We start from the raw sequence: 16,395 nt of genomic DNA on the forward strand, positions 1-16,395 counted from the left end.
TTGTCATAATGCGAGGCTTTTACCAGCCACGAAATCGTGGCCACCGGGCGTCTATACAATCAGAGGACGATTGTACGACAACGTACTCGTCATGCTGCGCTCCCGTCGCGCATGCGTGATTAGGTAGTATGCGAACCAGATCTCCTATAGCGAGGTCGGGCAATTTCGCTGAACTGCCCTCTCGTACGGCTAGGATGCCTTGCTCCTGGTGGGCGTCGACCATGATCAGATCCGGATATCGACGTCCCATCAAGTCACACGCCAGTCCGTAACCCTGGTCAACCTTCTGCCTTGCCGTGCCCCGATCGCGCGACATCGCCATCCAACCCGCATCAACGAGAATCCAACCGCGATCAGGCTGATGTCCGATAACGGTGGTAAGGACGCTAAGGGCGATATCGGTCTCCGAACAGACCCCAAGTCCTGTCATGAAAAGATCGAAGAACGGAAATACGCCCGCGCGGACCTCAGTCACACCCTCGAGGTTGCGCGAAAAAGCCGCGGTCGGCGTCGATCCTACACTCACCGTTGATACCGGCAGTTCGGCCTGGCGCAACGCGTTGGCGCATGCGACGGCATGATTACGCTCCTGCTCGGCCATCGCCTCCAAAGCGCTCATGCCAACGCAGCTATAGGACTTCCCCGCGTGGGTAAGCACGCCACGAAGTTCTGCACCCCCCCGTTGCAGCACGGTTGCGATGGCTACCAGCTGGCGCAAATCTGTAGATGGGACGCCGGCGCGGTGTCCATCACAGTCGATCTCGACCAACGTAGGAATGGGTGAACTGATCTGCCGGGACTTCGCGGCCACAGCCTCGGCTGCTGCAACGCTATCGACGATCACCGATAAGTCTATTCCTCGAGCTCGAATTGCTGCGACCCGATCGAGCTTATTTGGCGTTACGCCGATTGCATAAAGGATGTCGCGCACTCCCGCGTCACCAAACTGCTCGGCTTCCTGAAGCGTGGAGACCACAGCCGGTCCGGTTGGGCTGGTCATGACATGACGAGCGGCCGCCAACGACTTCACCGTCTTCAGGTGCACGCGCAGGGGCACGCCGAGCGAGGCCAAGTGCGATCTCATTCGCGCCACGTTGCGTAACATGATTGTCTGGTCCACCACCAGACAGGGGGTGTCGAGATCAGATAGCGTCAAGGTGCGCTTTGCATCGGCCAGCATGAGCAATCAACTTCCAGGCTTATCCGTCTCGCTCCTCATCCTGGGGAGCGGAGATATGCAGGTTTCCAGGCCCTAGGAAGCCATCGCACCGACGGGAAGGCAATTAATCGCTACATAAGACAATGTTTAATAGACCAGTTAAATTGATGAACTTCGCGGGCTCTGCACTGGCGGTCCGGCGTTTGCACCGATGACCGGATTGAAGGTGCATTGGGCGGTTCGCGGAAGCGCCCTCACTCCTGAAAAGATTCCTTGATCGGGACCCCCTCCGCTGTCAGTCGCCAAAGGCGGCCGGAAGACGCCTGCCTTAACCCAGGACCCTTGCCGTCGTCCGGCGGAGCCGGAAGGCAAGAACCCGGGCAAGAGCGAAAATCAACTCATGGGCGCGGGCAGGGTTCGCCGCCTCGAAGGCCGCATACTGCTCGGGGCTCATCGCCGCGACTTCGCTCTGGTCCGTTGCCCAGACACTGGCTGACCGGGGGTGGCCGTCAAAAAAGGACTGCTCTCCGAGCACCGATCCAGCACCGATCCGGGTGAGCGGCCCCATGCTCATGCCGTCGCCGGACCGGACCACGACCTCGAGCTTGCCAGCGAGGACGAAATAGAGCGTCCGGTCAGGATCGCCCCGCTGGATCAGCAGTTCCCCGGCCTTTATGCGACGGACACTGGTGAAGCGAAACAGCTCCCGCCAGTCCTCTTCGTTCCAGTTGCGCGGCGACAGCTGGTCGCCCGATGCCGAGGAGTCAGCACGAAAGCCGGCGATTGCCGTGTCGAGGTCGGTCATGCTCATGGACATGAGACTACCGCCAGGACCGCCGTCGTATCAATTCGCTTTTCGCACCTTCCTGTGGTCATATATTCTCTTACTTTCACGCGGCGGGGGCAGCAGACGGATGGACAACTACCTTCTCTTGGCGGTTTGCTTCCTTCTTGGAATGGCGCTCCGCCGCTCCGGACGTTTGCCCGACAATGCCGCTGCCGCGCTGAACGGCTTCATCCTCAATATCTCGCTGCCGGCGCTGACACTCAGCTACGTGCACGCCCTCGATCTCGACACCGGCCTGATCCTTCCGGCGCTGATGGCCTGGATCCTGTTCGGCATCGGCTGCGCCTTCTTCTGGGCGGCGGGGCGGGTCCTCGGCCTCTCGCGGGCCACCACCGGCGGGCTCATGCTGACGGGCGGGCTCGCCAACACCGCCTTCATCGGCTTGCCGATGATCGAGACCTTCTACGGCGCTGAGTTTCTCGGCTTCGGCATCCTGATCGATCAGGTCGGGTCCTATTTCGTGCTCTCGACGCTCGGCATCCTCGTCGCCTCGATCTACTCGTCCGGCCAGGCCATCGATGCGAAGGCGGTGGCCCGCAAGATCGCTCTCTTCGCGCCGTTCCAGGCCTTCTTGCTGGCGCTCATCCTGATGCCGGTCGAGTATCCGACCTGGCTCGGCGATCTTTTGAGGCGCCTCGGCACGACGACGGTCCCGCTCGCCCTCGTTTCGGTCGGCTACCAGATCCGGCTCAGCCAGGTGCGGGGCAAGGCGGTGCCGCTCAGCCTCGGCCTCGCCTTCAAGCTCGTGCTCGGCCCGGCGCTGATTCTTCTCCTCTTCGCAGGCCTTTTCGGCGCCGAGGGACAGGTCATGCGGGTGACCGTGTTCGAATCCGCGATGGCACCGATGATCGGGGCAAGTATCGTGGCCATGGATCATGAGCTCGACCCGCCGCTGCTCACGCTGATGGTCGGCGTCGGAATCCCGCTCTCATTCCTGACGCTCCCGGCCTGGTGGTGGCTGCTGGGTTTCGTCTGAAGCGCGATGGCTTTGAGCCGCCATCGCGCATCGCAAGAGCTCTATTCGTCGAGAACTGGCGCGAAACCGCCGAAGATCATGCGCTTGCCGTCGAAAGGCATATGCTCTCCCATCGCCTTCATGCGTGGATCTTCCATCATCCGCTTGTTGGCAGCGTCGCGAATTTCTTTGGAAGGATATTCGATCCAACTGAACACGACGGTCTCGTCGTCGTTGGCCTTGACCGCGCCCTTGAAGTCGGTGACCTTGCCGTCAGGCACGTCATCGCCCCAACACTCGACCACCCGCTTTGCGCCGAACTCCTTGAAAATCGGGGCCATCCTTGCGGCCTGGGCGATGAATTCCTTCTTCTTGCTTGCGGGTACGGGGATCAGAAAACCATCGACGTAATTCATGGCTTATTCTCCTGAGCTGAGAGGGGCTGGTGGACGATATCGATGATAACGCCAGCGTCAGGGGCCGGGTTCCGAACAGCTCTGTAAAACTCTCACTGAAGCAAATGCTTCAGGAGCCCAGCAGGGAACAACTCGGCCTCGCCACGTTCAAAATTCGCGAGTGCAACCCACCGCACCTCGTTGCGAACGCCGCCATCGTCGAAGGAAAACTCCTCGCGGCCGCCATGGGTATCGTCAGCCAATTTCGCTTCAAATACAAAAACGATTTCATGCCCGGGCGCACCGTTATGCGAATAGAGATTTTCCATGACCGTCAGCAATGTCGGTTCGGCAATGGACAAGCCAACCTCCTCGGCGAGTTCACGCCTGAGCGCATCTGAGGCGCGTTCACCGAATTCGATCGAGCCACCGAGCGGCCGCCATCCCTTGATGGCGCCGTCGTCATCGCGCACGGCCATCAGAAGCAGTTCCTCGTGCCGGCGGATGAGACCGACGGCAATGGGTCGAACGAAGGAGGGTGGGCGCCAAACAGACATGGGCGGGAACCTGGTTTAATTCATCAGCAAGATACGACTTTACAATTCCCAACCAATGCAGGCGAGCTTCGCAATGTCCGAGTCGGATCATTCGCATCCGTCGTGCGACATCCACATGGAGTGAACTTCCCGCCAAGAGCATTTTGTGATATAATCTGATGATATACGCGCATTGCGGGACAGCCAGCATACGGCTGGTGCATCCCGCCACGGGGGCACCAACCAGGGGAGGCCCAGATGCTGCGTCTGCTCATAAGCAAAATGCTTCTGCTTGTGGTTTTCTCCGCAAGCTACGCCTTTGCCCAATCCGAACAGATAGAACCGAATGCCGGATCATGGCGGACATGGATCATCTCTTCGGCCAAGGACCTTCGCGTGCCGCCACCGCCGGATGCTTCGGCGACAGCCAAGGAGATCACGGAACTCCAGAAAATGATGGCCGGGAAGGACCCCAAGGCACTGGAGAAGATCAGATATTGGGACGCGGGTTCCCCTGCCTATCGCTGGATGGGCATCGTCAACGGCCGCTTCAACGCCGGTGACAAGGAAACGCCATTTCCCAATCGCATCAATGCCTACCTGGCCATCGCCATCTACGATGCGACCATCGCCGCGTGGGAATCCAAGTACTTCTACAATCGGCCGCGCCCCATCGCGGTGGATCCGGCGCTGCGCCCGGCGCTGCCCACGCCCATGAGCCCTTCCTATCCTTCCGAATATGCCGCGACAGCCGAAGCCGCGGCACTGGTGCTAACCTATTTCTTTCCCAAGGAGGCTGCCCAGTTCGAAAAGATGGCGGCCGAAGCGGCGCAGTCGCGCCTGGAGGCAGGTGTCGAGTTTCCGAGCGACTCTATCGCCGGCCGCGACCTCGGCCGGCGCGTGGCGGAGCGGGTGATCGCGCGCGCCAAGGCAGATGGATCCGATGCCATGTGGAGCGGCACCGTCCCGACCGGGCCATGCAAATGGACGGGAACCAAGCCGGGCAATGTGACCATGCCAAACTACAAACCGATCCTGCTCAAGGCAGCGAATGAATTCAGGCCCCCGGCTCCTCCCGATTGCAAGTCGGAAGCGGTCAAGGCCGAAGTGAGCGCGGTTCTCAAGCATGAGCGGACATTCGTGACCGATTGGAAGGCCTTCTACTGGCAGAGCCCGTCGGGGCTGATAACGGGCTTTTATGACTATGCCAACACATGGATGTTCGAAGACAAGACCGACCAGAACCCGCCCCGCGCGGCGCGCGTCTATGCCCTTCTTGGCGCGGCTTTTTACGACGCCTTTATCGCGAGCAATGATGGCAAATACGCCTACTGGTACTTGCGGCCGCATCAGCTCGATCCTGAAATAAAGCCCCTGTTCACGGTGCCCAATCATCCAAGCTATCCATCGAACCATTCCACCCTCTCGACGGCGAGATGCGAAGTCCTGGCCTATCTGTTTCCCGCTCGTGCCGAGTTCATCCGCAAGCTCGGCAAAGAAGCGGGTGACTCCCGGATCTGGGCCGGCATCCACTACCAGATGGACAACCAGGCCGGCGTCGAGCTGGGAAAGAAGGTTGCCGGCAAGTATGTGGAATGGGCCAAGAGCGACGGCAGTCGAGAGTAAATCGCATCGCCTAATCTGTTGGCCTGGGCAAGGCGCGACGGGCGCTGATTACTGCTTCTTCAAAGTGTAGCAGGCGACGACCTTGCTCTTGCGAACGAGGTGGTAATAGCAAAGGTCGATGGTGCTCGCGTCGCGGACCGTGAAGGCGTAGTGGCCATCATCGTCGATGAAGATGCCTTCCGTGAAATTCGGGGGCCTTAAAGCGCCGATCAATGTCTCCGTTCTTTTTCCGGCGCGTTTCCCCCAATTTGCTGCGGGCGAAGCTTAGGGCAAATCCCGCCAAGGTTGAAGGCTTGACGGTAAGGATTTGTCAGACCTGCTGCATGCCACCATCGACATAGAGCTCGGCGCCCGCGATAAAACTCGCCTCGTCGCTGAGCAGAAACAGCACCGCGGCCGCGATTTCCTCCGGACGCCCCATCCGGGATGCGCCCGACGAGCGCCGCGCGCACCTCATCGGACGTTGCGGCGAGATCGCCGTGTCGGTGGGCCCCGGGCTCACGACGTTGACGCGAATGCCGCGGGGTCCGAGTTCCGCAGCCCAGGTGTGCGCATAGGAACGCAAAGCCGCCTTGCTTGCGGAATAGGTGCCGTAGGACGGCACGCCCGCCGTATCCGCGGCCGAGCCGACGAGCACGACGGCGCTGCCGCTCCCCATGATGCCGATTGCCGCCTGGAGGGTGAGGACGGAACTGCGGACATTGACCAGGAAATGGCTTTCGAAATGTTCGGGCGTCTCCTCGGCGAGGAGCGCCGGTTCCGAAATCCCGGCGTTCAGGACCAGCCCATCGATGCGCCCATGCTCGTCCCGGACCGCAGCGATAGCCTTCGCCATGTCGTGCGGCACTGAGGCATCCGCGACAACGCTACGCGCCCCTTGGCCGATCTTCTCCGCGGCGCTCTCGACCTCTTGCGAGCCGCGCCCGGTGAGAAACACCGCCGCACCCTCGACCGCCAGGCGCTGCGCAATGGCATAGCCGATGCCCCTGGCACCACCCGCCACCAACGCGACCTTCTTCGTCATTCTGGCCATCGCGCTGTCCTTTCCGCCGATGATACGGTGCTTCCTTGCGGGATTCGGAACCAGGCCGCAGCCGTGCCGCGGAACATCATGTCTTTCTCGTTGTCGAAAAAGCCCGAGACGATACGCTCATAGATGTCGTAGAGGCGGTCGAATCCATGGGACAGACCGGTGATGGGGAGATGGCTGCCGAACATCGAGCGCGCCGGGCCGAAGGCTTCGATCACGGCCAGGATCCAGGGCCCGACATCGGCCGCGCGCCAGTCGAGACCGAAAATACACTCGATAGCGGAGACGCTGGCACAGGTGTTGTCACAGCGGCCGAGCGCCAGCATGTCCGAGCGCCAGCGCGAGAAGCCATCGGCGCTGCGATCGGTCGGCCAGCCCATCACGGCTATGGTAAAGCCGATCTCAGGGTTGGCGCGGACCACGGCAAGCACGTCCGCTAATTGCGGCGCGAACACCTCGAGCCCGCAGCGCAGATCGAACCCCTTGAGTGTGCCAAGCCCTTTGAGCCAGTTGGGGTCGCTCATGAAGTCCGGGCGCTGCGCCATCCGGCGCAGCGGATCCTCATTGTCCCAGCCCAGATGCTGGCGCACCGCGGAGAGGCCGGGTACATCGCGATAGGCTTCGAGCCGCCGCCCTAAGCCCGGATCTGCAAAGTCCACCAGCCCGACGAGCGCCATGGGCAAGGCGGCGGAAGCGACCAGCCGCTGCGCCCATGCGATCTCGGCGAGCGTGTCGTCGGCGATGAATTCGTGCCAGACGAGACCTTTGACGGCGCGCGACTGCGTGGCCCGCAGATAGTCGTCGAGGCCATGGCTGCGGGGCAGGGCGCTATAGTCCCCGATGAGCGCTTCGAATGTCGGGTTCCGCTGCTCGAAGATGCCGTAGCGAACCGCGCGGCTGTCATAGAGATGCGCATGGGCATCGACGATCGCTCGCCGGGTCGACCGGATGCCTTGCGGCATGGGTGCCGCCTCGGGCTCGATCGGCCTTGTCGACTCGTGCTTGTTGTCCGTCATGCCAGGCGCCCGTCACGGCGCATGATCCAATCAGGCCGGATGGGAATTGTCCAGATATGGCCTGTGGCGCTTGGCCGTGTTGCGCTGTGTGATGCCAAGCCGCCGTCTTGACAAGTCGATGCAAGGAAGCGCGCTTCAGTGCAAGCTCTTCGGGAGCGCTTTCCTGAACCGTAATCCGCCTGCACCAGAGCGGGGGCGAGATCGGCCTCGCCCCCGCGTGCAGGCCAGCATCCGCTCGCGCGCCTCTGCGCTGAGGAAGCCGGCCGCGACATCGGCCGCGAGATCCTGTGCCAGCCATCCCAGCGTCTGGTCGATCTGCGCCCGCTTCGGATGATGGGCCGTGACGGGCACGCCGTGCCGAGCGAAGACGCGGATCCAGCCGCGACCGATGATACCGGCGCCGACCAGGGTGACGCGCGCATGCAGGCTTGTCGTCATGGTGTCCTCTCCCTCATCGGACCTTCACCCATTCCGCCAGTGCCGCCCGCATGGCGGCGATGGTCGTGTCGACGATCGCCTCGTCATGTTCTGTCGAGAGGAACCAGGCGCCGCGCTCCAAGGCCCGCACCCCGTGCTTCAGCAGCAGGGTCGTCAGGCGAACATAGCCGGGGCGATCGACCCGCAACATGTCGCGATAATTCACCGGCGCTTCGCTGAGACCGAAGCAGACATGGAAGACCTGCGGGAAGCCGGTCACGGTGGCGGTGACGCCGGCATCCGCGAAGGCCTTGGCCAAACCCTGCATCAGACGACCGCCGCGCTCCTCCATCAGGTCATAGACCCCCGGCGTGATAAGCCGCTTCAGCGTCGCCACAGTCGCCGCCATGTTGACGGCCTGGGCATTGTAGGTGCCCCCGTGAATGATGTTCCCGCCGGCCAGCTGATCCATGATGTCGGCGCGGCCGGCCACGGCGGCGACCGCAAAGCCGTTGGCGATCGCCTTCGCGAAGACAGCAAGGTCGGGCGTCACACCGAGCCGCTTCTGAGCGCCGCCCGGACCGACACGAAAGCCGGTGATCACTTCGTCGAAGATCAGGATCGTGCCGTTCGTCGTGCAAGCCTCGCGCACCACTTCGAGATAGCCTGGCTGCGGCATGATGGCGCCGCTGTTGCACATGGCGGCTTCCATGATGACGGCGGCGACATCGCCGCGCGCCAGCCGGTCGATCACCTGCTGCGGGCGGTTCCAGGACAGAACCTCGATGTTGCGGCCCGCCCACGCGTCCTGGCCGGCGCTGCCGGCAACGGGCGTCGGTTCCGATTCCGGACCCATCGCATTGCCGGTGGGTGCGGCGCTCCACAGCACCGAGTCCATCCAGCCGTGATAGTGACCCTCGAACTTGACGATCACGTCGCGCCCCGTCACGGCCCGCGACAGGCGCAGAGCCAGCTGATCGGCCTCGGTTCCCGAGGCGCAGAACCGGACCCGCTCCGCGCAGGGTACCATCTCGCAGACCAGCTTGGCGGCAGCGAACTCGAGCTCACTCTGCCCGCCATACAAGACGCCGCGATCGAGCTGCGCCTTGGCGGCGGCGATGACATCGGCCGGCGTGTGGCCGAGGATCATCGGCCCCAAAGCGAGATAGTAGTCGATCAGGCGGTTACCATCGATATCGTGCAGATAGACGCCGTCGGCCCGTTCAAAGACCAGCGGCGTCGGCGATACGCCATAGCGGAAGTGGCTACTGACGCCGCCCGGCATATAGCGTTTCGCTGCAGCGACACGTTCCCGCGAACGATCAAACACGGCCGGCGACATCATTGACTCCTTGCTGGCATCGAGACCTCGGCGGTATCACGCCGTCCGCGCCCGGTCACCGCCTTACTTCGGTCGATCATGTCCAGATTGACGCAATCGCGCGAGCGGCCTTCGCGCAGATACTGGGCCGCCGTCGCCGCCGATTTACGCCTGAGGTCGATCAGGCTCGACGGACTGTAGAAGGCGGCATGTGGGGTCAAGATGAGCTTGTTGCGGATCGGCGAGCCGGGCGCGCGCCAGCTCTTCATCAACGGATGGTTGGCCGGTAGCGGCTCGATCTCCAGCACGTCGAGGGCGGCGCCCGCGATCCGTCCGTCGTTGAGCGCCGGCGCCAGGGCGGCGAGGTCGATGACGGCGCCGCGCGCCGTGCTGACCAGTATCGCACCCGGCTTCATGGTTGCGAGTGCTGCGGTGGAAATCAGATGCCGCGTCTCTGCGGTCAGCGGCGTGTGGATCGAGATCACGTCGGATTGCGCCAGCAGATCCTGCAGCGTCGCTACGCGTTCGATGCCAAACGCAAGCTCGGTCCCCGTCGGCCGGTAGGGATCGAAGAAGATGACGCGCATGCCGAGCGCCTTGGCACGGAGAGCGGTTGCCGTGCCGATGCGACCAAGCCCGATGACTCCGAAGGTCAGGGTGGAGAGGCGCCGGATGGTCGGTACGGCATCGAAGCGCCAGCCCGCGACCGGATCTTCGAGGATGGCCGCATTGTACATCGTGATGCCGCGCAGGAAGGCCAGGGTCAGGGCGATGGCATGGTCCGCCACGTCCATCGTCCCGTAATCCGGCGTGTTGCAGACGGCGATGCCGCGTTCGCCCGCCGCCTTCAGGTCGATGTTGTCGAAACCGACGCCGGCGCGCACCACCACCCGGCAGTTTGGCATGCGATCGAGCAGATCGGCCGTGACCGTGACTTCGTGATAGCACACCAGGCCGGCCGCCTTCTTCCAGAGCTCGTCGCCGATCTGCGAGAGATCGCGGGATAGCGACGCGTGAATCTGAAACTGATCGCCATAGACGGCCGCCTCGACATCGGCAGGACCATCATATTGAACGTCGGGATGGAGAATGATCTCGGGCATCAGTGGCTCCGGTAGTCAGAGAAGGTATTCATCGGATCAGGCCTGCCAGTTTCGGCAGCCAGAGCGAAAGCGTCGGGATATAGGTGATCAGTGCTAGCGCGACCAGCTTCACGCAATAGAACGGCATCAAGGCCCGCGTGATGGCACTGACCGGCCGGCCCGTCACCGTCGAGATCACGAACAAGTTGGTCCCGACCGGCGGCGTGTTGAGGCCGATCATCAGGTTGACGATCACGATGATCGAGAAGTGGATAGGGTCGATCCCGAAGGCGACTGCAGCCGGCTGCAGGATCGGCACGAAGATCAGGATGGCCGGCACGGTATCGACCAGGCAACCGACGAAGAGAAGAAACACGTTGACGATCAGCAGGAACACATAGCGATTGTCCGTGATCGATGTGAACAGCGTCTTCGCTGCGGTCGGGATATCTTCCAGCGCGAGGAACCAGGCGAACATGGTCGAGGTCGCCACGACGATCATCACGGTCGCGGTCGTGAGCACGCTTTCCCGGAACACCGAGAACAGTTCCCGGCTGCTGACCGATCGGTAAAGGACCTGTGTCAGAAACAGGGCATAGACTACGAGGATCGCGGCGGCCTCGGTGGCGGTGAACACACCACCGCGCACGCCACCGACGATGATGACCGGTGCAATCAGCACCGGAATGGCCTCGACGATGGCGCGCCCCAGCGACTTCTCGCCGGATTGCCGCGGCGATTTCGGATGCCTACGGCAGGCATAGGCGATGTACGCCATCAGCAGGAGCGCGATGAGCGCGCCGGGCAGGACGCCCGCAAAGAACATCGCCCCGATCGAGAGCTTGGTCGGAATGGCGTAGATCACCATGATCAGGCTGGGTGGGATGATCGGCGCCATGATGGCGCCGGAGATGGTCAGCGCCGCGGCAAAATCCTTCGTATAGCCGCGGGACGTCATCATCGGGGTCATGACCGATCCCAGCGCCGCCGTGTCGGCGGTCGCCGAACCGGAGACACCGGCCATCATCAGATTGGCAACGACGTTGGCATGGGCGAGACCGCCCCGGATGCGGCCGACGATGCGGTCGGCGAATTCCACCAGGCGGTTGATGACGCCACCGGCGACCAGTATGTTGCCGGCCAGAATGAAGAGCGGCAGCGCCAGCAGGCCGTAGCTGTTCATGCCGGAGAACATCCGCTGCGCCGAAATCGGCGCATTGCCGAGGCCTGTCAGCATCAACCCCAGGAACGCCGCGACACCGACGGCGAATGCGATCGGTGTCTCGGCCGCAAGCAGCAGCACGAGAAGAAGGATGACGATGGCGGCCATCATGACGGGTTGCTCTCTTGCCCGCGCAACGTGCGGCGCATCAAGGCAATGATGGCGACGAAGGACAGGAAACAGGCGATGGGAATGATGAGGTACGGGATGGCCATGGGAATGCGCAAAGCGGTAGAAGGTTGTCCCCAGGCGGCCATGGCCAGTTCCCAGCCGCCATAGCCGATATAGGCGAGGAAGAGGCAGACCGACAGCAGACCGGCCAGCTTCAGCCCGCGGATGAAGCCGGAGCCGCTCTTCGGCAGCCACTCGATGCGGATGTGCTGATTCCGGCGGATCGCGACGTACATTCCGAGGAACGACATCCCGACCAGCAGGAACTGCGAGAGCTCCTCCGGCCAAGGCAGTGGCGAATGGAAGAAGTAGCGCAGCGTCACCTGGCTCGCCAAGGCGATGACGACGATGGCCATCGACAGGACGAGAATGACGTCGATGCAGCGATCCAGCGCGCGGACAAAGCCGACCACGTTCCCCTCCATAGAAGCGTCCCTGGGCGGTGGAGCCCAGGGACGGTTCATCACCCGATGACGACTACTTCAGAGCCGCCGCGCGCAGATCGGCGATTTCCTTGTAAACGGCATCGACGTAGCCAGGGTCGAGTTCCTTCTTCAGGTAGGCCTGCATCGGCTGGGCAACCGCCTTGCGGAAGCTGTCCTGCTCTTCCAGCGTCGGCGCGTAGACTTGCATGCCCTTGCCCTGCAGCGCGCTGACGGCGCTGACGCGCGCCTGATAGTTGCGCTCGCCATATTCCGTAGCCGCGGCCATTTCGGCACCGGTCACGACGATGGCGCGCAGCTCCGGCGGCAAGCTCTGGTAGAACGCCTCATTGATAACCAGGCTGTTGAGGCCGAGTTGGTGGTTGTCCAGGGTCATGTGCTTCTGCACCTGGTCGAAGGAGTAGTCGAGCGCGATGCCGACGGGATTCTCCTGGCCGTCGACGACGCCCGCCTGCATGGCGCTGTAGAGTTCTTCCCATGGCACAGGGGTCGGCGAGCCGCCCATCGCCTCGACCATCGCCAGCGACATCGGGCTGGGTGGAACGCGCATGCGAATGCCCTTCATGTCGGCGGCCGACTTGATCGGCCTGACGTTGTTGGTGAAGCAGCGGAAGCCGTAAGAGGCGGCGGCCAGGAGGCGCAGCCCGGATTCCTTCGCCATCTGCTCGCGAATGCCCATGAAAAAGTCGCTGCGCAGGAAGCGCTGCGCTTCCTCGTCATTGGCGAAAAGATACGGCGTCGCCAGGATCATCATCGGGCGATAGAAGGTGTCGAGCGTCTGCTCGTCGCCATGCGCCAGCTGGATAGCCCCGACCTTGGCCTGTTCCAGGCCGTCCTTGATGCCGCCGAGCTGGCCGGCGGGGGAGATATTAACGTCGATGCGCCCGCCGCTGGCGCTTTCAACATAAGCCTCGAATACCAGCCAGCCTTTGTGCAGCGGGCTTTCGGTCGATTCCGAATGGCTGCCGCGGATTGCGAACTCGGCCGCCTGGGCTGCGGACACCATGCAGGCGAGCACGGCAGCGCTCGCCAGCGTGACTATCTTCAGTCTTAGATTCATTGTTACTCTCCCTGGTTCATGTTTTCAGAGGGCTCGTTTGGCGCCGTCAAAGGACGCCGTATCTCGCATAGACCTGCGAGAGCAGCTCCCCTTGTTCGAGATGAGCGCGCGTCTGGTTCTCACCGTTGATGCGCTCCAGCGCCGCCTCGATCACCTTTTCTGCGACGGCCTGCGGAATGACGACGACGCCATCCACGTCGCCGAAGATCAGATCGCCGCTCGCGACCCGCGCGCCACCGCATTCGATCGGAACGTCCATCGCCATCATCTTGCCGCGACCCTTGGAATCGAGCGGGCCGATACCGCCGTTGAAGACCGGGAAACCCATCTTCCGGATGTGGCGGACGTCGCGCACCAGCCCGTCGGTCACGCAACCGGCGGCACCGCGGTGCTTGGCTGCGGTGCTCAGCAATTCGCCCCAGGGGGCCAGCCGCGTGGTCGGCCCGTTGCACCCAAAGACCGCGACGTCGTTCGGCTTCAGATCGTCGACCAGCGCAATCTCGATTTCGTAGGGGTTCTCGCCCTCGGCGACGGCATAGGTATTCATGTACATACCGGTCCGTGCGCGCCCGAACAGCACCAGCGATTCATCGAGCGGCCGGATGAAAGGCCACATCGCCTGGTGCTTGAAGCCAAAATTGTCGAGCACGTCGGACAGAACCGCCGAATAGAGCTGACCCTTGAGAGCCAAGAAATCGATCGCCATCAGAACCCCGACTGTGCATTGCAGCAATTTTGTCGTGTGTTAAACGTTTAACTACGATGGGCAATTCGTATGGCATTTTGGGTTGATCGTCAACCTGCTCTACTGGGCCCCCGAGGAAGCGGAAGAAAAAATGGCCAAGCCACCCAACATTCACTCCGTCGCCGCGCGCGCCGGCGTGTCGACGGCGACGGTGTCCAAAGTCGTTAACCGGATCAATGTCGGCGTCTCGGAAGCGACGCGTCAGCGCGTCGAAGATGCGATCCGCGACATCGGCTATCGCCCCAACCGCGTCGGGCGCGGCCTGCGCAAGTTGCGCCGGTCGATCATCGGCATGGCGATCGTCGATGTATCGCCGAGCTTTCTGGCCGATCCCTTCACCACCAATCTGGTGGCGGGGCTCAGCAACCATCTCAGCACACAGGGTTTCGGCCTGTTGCTGCATGGCATCAGGCCGCACGAGTTGAAAAGCTCTTTTCTGGTGCGGGAATCGGAAGTGGACGCGCTCTGCGTGACGCTATCCGGTTCGCGGCGCGAGCGCCTCGGCTACATCAAGCTGCTGTCCGAGTTGGGGCAGCCTTTCGTCGCTTTCCAGGACCAGCCCGTCGCCGCCGCGGACGCCTGCTTCGTGCGCCAGGACGATCGGGCGGGCGCCGTCAGCCTGGCGCGCCACATCCTGCAAAAGCGCCGAGTCAAGCGGGCGGTGATGTTCATCTCTGAGCTGTCGTGGCCGGCGATCGAGCAGCGCGTGAGCGGCTTCCGCCAGGTGCTCGGCAGCAAGCGGGTCGCGCTCGACCTGGTGCGCTGCGATGAGACCCGCGCGGAGTCCATTGCCGCCGCCGCTGAGAGCTGTCTCGCGCGCGCGGCACTGCCCGACGTCTTCATCGGGCAGAACGACCAAGTGGCCTTGACAGTCATGCAAGTGCTGAAGCGGCACGACATCCGCGTCCCGGGGGATGTCGGCGTGTCTGGGTTCAACGCCTTTCCATTCTCGGGCTTCGCCGATCCGCCGCTCACGACCGCACGCTCCCCAGCCTACGAACTGGGTCAGCTAGGCGCCGAGGTTATCCTCGACCGCTTGGAGACGGGGCACTTCAGGCAAAAGGAGCATGTTCTCGCGGTCGACTTGGTCGCGGGTTCGTCAGTGTAGCATGCCGGCAGTGACCGGCCGCTGTGAGTGCTCGACCGATCCTGCTCGGTCGGTTGCCGCTGCCGTTTGGCCGCCAATGCAGCGGCAGGAACCGACGCCTCAGCTGCACCACGCCACAGGACATGATCCTGTTGCACCTTGACAAGCTGACGTTTGGATACCACCGTCAAATCTGGGAAGTTTGATCGGCGGCGGCGGAGAAGAGCAATGGATTTGCCTTCTGCTGGGCGAGCGGGGACGTGGCGCAAATACGTGCTCCCAGCGGCTTCGGGCATTTTCTCGGCGCTGTGCCTGGTACAAATTGCGCTCGCCCAAGGCGGATCCCAAGGTCCTCTGTTTCGGCAAACCGAAAGCGACAGTCTTGATCGCAGAGTGGCGCTGGTTCAGCACGTGCTCGCGGACAGAGAGCTTTACTCCTGCATGGTCGATGGATTGTTTGGTGCGCGAACGACAAGTGCCGTGAAATCCTTTCAGACGGCGCAGGGATTGAAGGTCGATGGTATTGTCGGCCCCGAGACCGGCAAAGCCATGGGACTGCCGTTCTGGGACACGCACCTGGTGCGCCGTCTGGACACGCCCTTTCGCGACGCGAAATATCCGCAAGGCAATGAGTTCAATTTCAGAAGCCTGACCGAGGCCGGCAATTTCTTCAGCGGTCAACCGGACGCCCAATACAGCTCATCTGACACGCTTACGCGAAGAGCTCTTCGAACGAACAATCCCGGCGCCATAAATATCTCGAAATGGCAGAGAGACAGCATGAAGGGATATGTGGGAACGACCCTTCCCGGTCCCGATGGCAATGTAACCACTGTATATGAAACTCCCGAGCAAGGGGTGGCTGCCTGGGGGTTTCTCATCCGGAAGATCTATTTCAACGGCAAGAAGGAAAAGGTCACCGTCGGCGAAATTGTCGACAAGTATCGAGGAACGAACAGCCGCACTCCCTATATCGACGGCTACAAGAAATACTCGGACGGAAAATTGACTGAAGATTATGAGATCGACCTGTATGACAACGCGGAACTGGCCCGGCTGGCCATTGCCGCCTATTCTCACGAGCTGGGCTTCTGGTATCCTCTCACCGAGAAACAGCTTCTCGCGGGCCTTGCGATTACCGATGGCTATATCGACTCCGGCGTTACGGACGAAGTCACCGTGTCTCCCGAAGAATTCGACCCCGGTCTGTATCTGAAACAGCCCGACGCCGAAAAGAAAGAACCAGGGAAGTGCCCAGGTGGATTGTGATCGAGGGCACAAGT

18 protein-coding genes are annotated in these 16,395 nt (G+C 62.3%); 4 read left to right on the plus strand and 14 right to left on the minus strand.

Translation table 11 applies throughout. The annotated features are described in order from the left end of the window. Positions 1–19: 19 nt before the first annotated feature. Positions 20–1,180 carry an alanine racemase gene (locus tag DS839_RS20575; protein WP_368911772.1) on the minus strand — a complete coding sequence of 387 codons (1,161 nt, stop codon included), beginning with the start codon at positions 1,178–1,180 and terminating at the stop codon, positions 20–22. Positions 1,181–1,487: 307 nt separating this feature from the next. After that, positions 1,488–1,970 (minus strand): Crp/Fnr family transcriptional regulator, encoded by a 483-nt coding sequence (locus DS839_RS20580; RefSeq protein ID WP_162918693.1) that lies wholly within the window; start codon positions 1,968–1,970, stop codon positions 1,488–1,490. Positions 1,971–2,073: 103 nt separating this feature from the next. Between DS839_RS20580 and DS839_RS20585 the strand changes: the two genes are divergently transcribed. After that, entirely contained in the window at positions 2,074–2,982 is a 909-nt protein-coding gene (locus DS839_RS20585) for an AEC family transporter (RefSeq protein WP_119272333.1), read from the plus strand. 41 nt (positions 2,983–3,023) lie between these two features. On the opposite strand, the gene DS839_RS20590 is transcribed toward DS839_RS20585, so the two are convergent. After that, positions 3,024–3,377, minus strand: a complete 354-nt coding sequence (locus tag DS839_RS20590) for a DUF1428 domain-containing protein (protein ID WP_119272334.1) — start codon at positions 3,375–3,377, stop codon at positions 3,024–3,026. 92 nt (positions 3,378–3,469) lie between these two features. Beyond that, the gene (locus tag DS839_RS20595; protein WP_119272335.1) at positions 3,470–3,913 is read right to left on the minus strand and encodes an NUDIX hydrolase; all 444 of its coding nucleotides are present in this window, start codon (positions 3,911–3,913) and stop codon (positions 3,470–3,472) included. Between the two features lie 237 nt (positions 3,914–4,150). On the opposite strand from DS839_RS20595, the gene DS839_RS20600 reads away from it, so the two are divergent. Then, positions 4,151–5,518 (plus strand): phosphatase PAP2 family protein, encoded by a 1,368-nt coding sequence (locus DS839_RS20600; protein ID WP_368911774.1) that lies wholly within the window; start codon positions 4,151–4,153, stop codon positions 5,516–5,518. Between the two features lie 48 nt (positions 5,519–5,566). Here the strand turns inward: DS839_RS20600 and DS839_RS36595 are convergent, their stop codons facing one another. The 10 genes from DS839_RS36595 to DS839_RS20645 all read right to left on the minus strand — a co-directional run bounded on the left by DS839_RS36595 (position 5,567) and on the right by DS839_RS20645 (position 13,986). Next, positions 5,567–5,731: a hypothetical protein gene (locus DS839_RS36595; protein ID WP_162918695.1), complete on the minus strand. Its 165-nt coding sequence runs from the start codon at positions 5,729–5,731 to the stop codon at positions 5,567–5,569. 97 nt (positions 5,732–5,828) lie between these two features. Next, on the minus strand, positions 5,829–6,551 hold the full coding sequence (locus DS839_RS20605; protein WP_119272336.1) for an SDR family NAD(P)-dependent oxidoreductase: 723 nt from the start codon (positions 6,549–6,551) through the stop codon (positions 5,829–5,831). Next, positions 6,539–7,564 (minus strand): amidohydrolase family protein, encoded by a 1,026-nt coding sequence (locus DS839_RS20610; RefSeq protein WP_119272337.1) that lies wholly within the window; start codon positions 7,562–7,564, stop codon positions 6,539–6,541. Before DS839_RS20610 ends, DS839_RS20605 begins: the two co-directional genes overlap by 13 nt. Before the next feature lie 135 nt (positions 7,565–7,699). Further along, entirely contained in the window at positions 7,700–8,002 is a 303-nt protein-coding gene (locus tag DS839_RS20615; protein WP_119272338.1) for a 3-hydroxyacyl-CoA dehydrogenase NAD-binding domain-containing protein, read from the minus strand. Positions 8,003–8,015: 13 nt separating this feature from the next. After that, a complete protein-coding gene (locus tag DS839_RS20620) occupies positions 8,016–9,311 on the minus strand; it encodes an aspartate aminotransferase family protein (protein WP_368911775.1) in 1,296 nt (431 codons plus the stop codon). An 11-nt stretch (positions 9,312–9,322) separates the two neighbouring features. Next, on the minus strand, positions 9,323–10,405 hold the full coding sequence (locus DS839_RS20625; protein ID WP_119272339.1) for a C-terminal binding protein: 1,083 nt from the start codon (positions 10,403–10,405) through the stop codon (positions 9,323–9,325). A gap of 28 nt (positions 10,406–10,433) precedes the next feature. Then, positions 10,434–11,717: a TRAP transporter large permease gene (locus DS839_RS20630; protein ID WP_119272340.1), complete on the minus strand. Its 1,284-nt coding sequence runs from the start codon at positions 11,715–11,717 to the stop codon at positions 10,434–10,436. Beyond that, complete coding sequence (locus DS839_RS20635; protein ID WP_368911776.1) at positions 11,714–12,190, minus strand: TRAP transporter small permease; 477 nt, start codon at positions 12,188–12,190, stop codon at positions 11,714–11,716. The genes DS839_RS20630 and DS839_RS20635 overlap by 4 nt, the downstream gene beginning before the upstream one ends. A gap of 64 nt (positions 12,191–12,254) precedes the next feature. After that, complete coding sequence (locus DS839_RS20640) at positions 12,255–13,238, minus strand: TRAP transporter substrate-binding protein (protein WP_368911777.1); 984 nt, start codon at positions 13,236–13,238, stop codon at positions 12,255–12,257. Between the two features lie 88 nt (positions 13,239–13,326). Beyond that, positions 13,327–13,986 carry an RraA family protein gene (locus tag DS839_RS20645; RefSeq protein WP_119272342.1) on the minus strand — a complete coding sequence of 220 codons (660 nt, stop codon included), beginning with the start codon at positions 13,984–13,986 and terminating at the stop codon, positions 13,327–13,329. Between the two features lie 82 nt (positions 13,987–14,068). Here DS839_RS20645 and DS839_RS20650 point away from each other — a divergent pair, with 82 nt between their 5' ends. Continuing rightward, positions 14,069–15,133, plus strand: a complete 1,065-nt coding sequence (locus DS839_RS20650) for a LacI family DNA-binding transcriptional regulator (RefSeq protein ID WP_368911778.1) — start codon at positions 14,069–14,071, stop codon at positions 15,131–15,133. A gap of 207 nt (positions 15,134–15,340) precedes the next feature. Further along, entirely contained in the window at positions 15,341–16,381 is a 1,041-nt protein-coding gene (locus tag DS839_RS20655) for a peptidoglycan-binding domain-containing protein (RefSeq protein ID WP_119272343.1), read from the plus strand. Positions 16,382–16,395: the final 14 nt, after the last annotated feature.

The organism is Taklimakanibacter deserti (genome assembly GCA_003574785.1).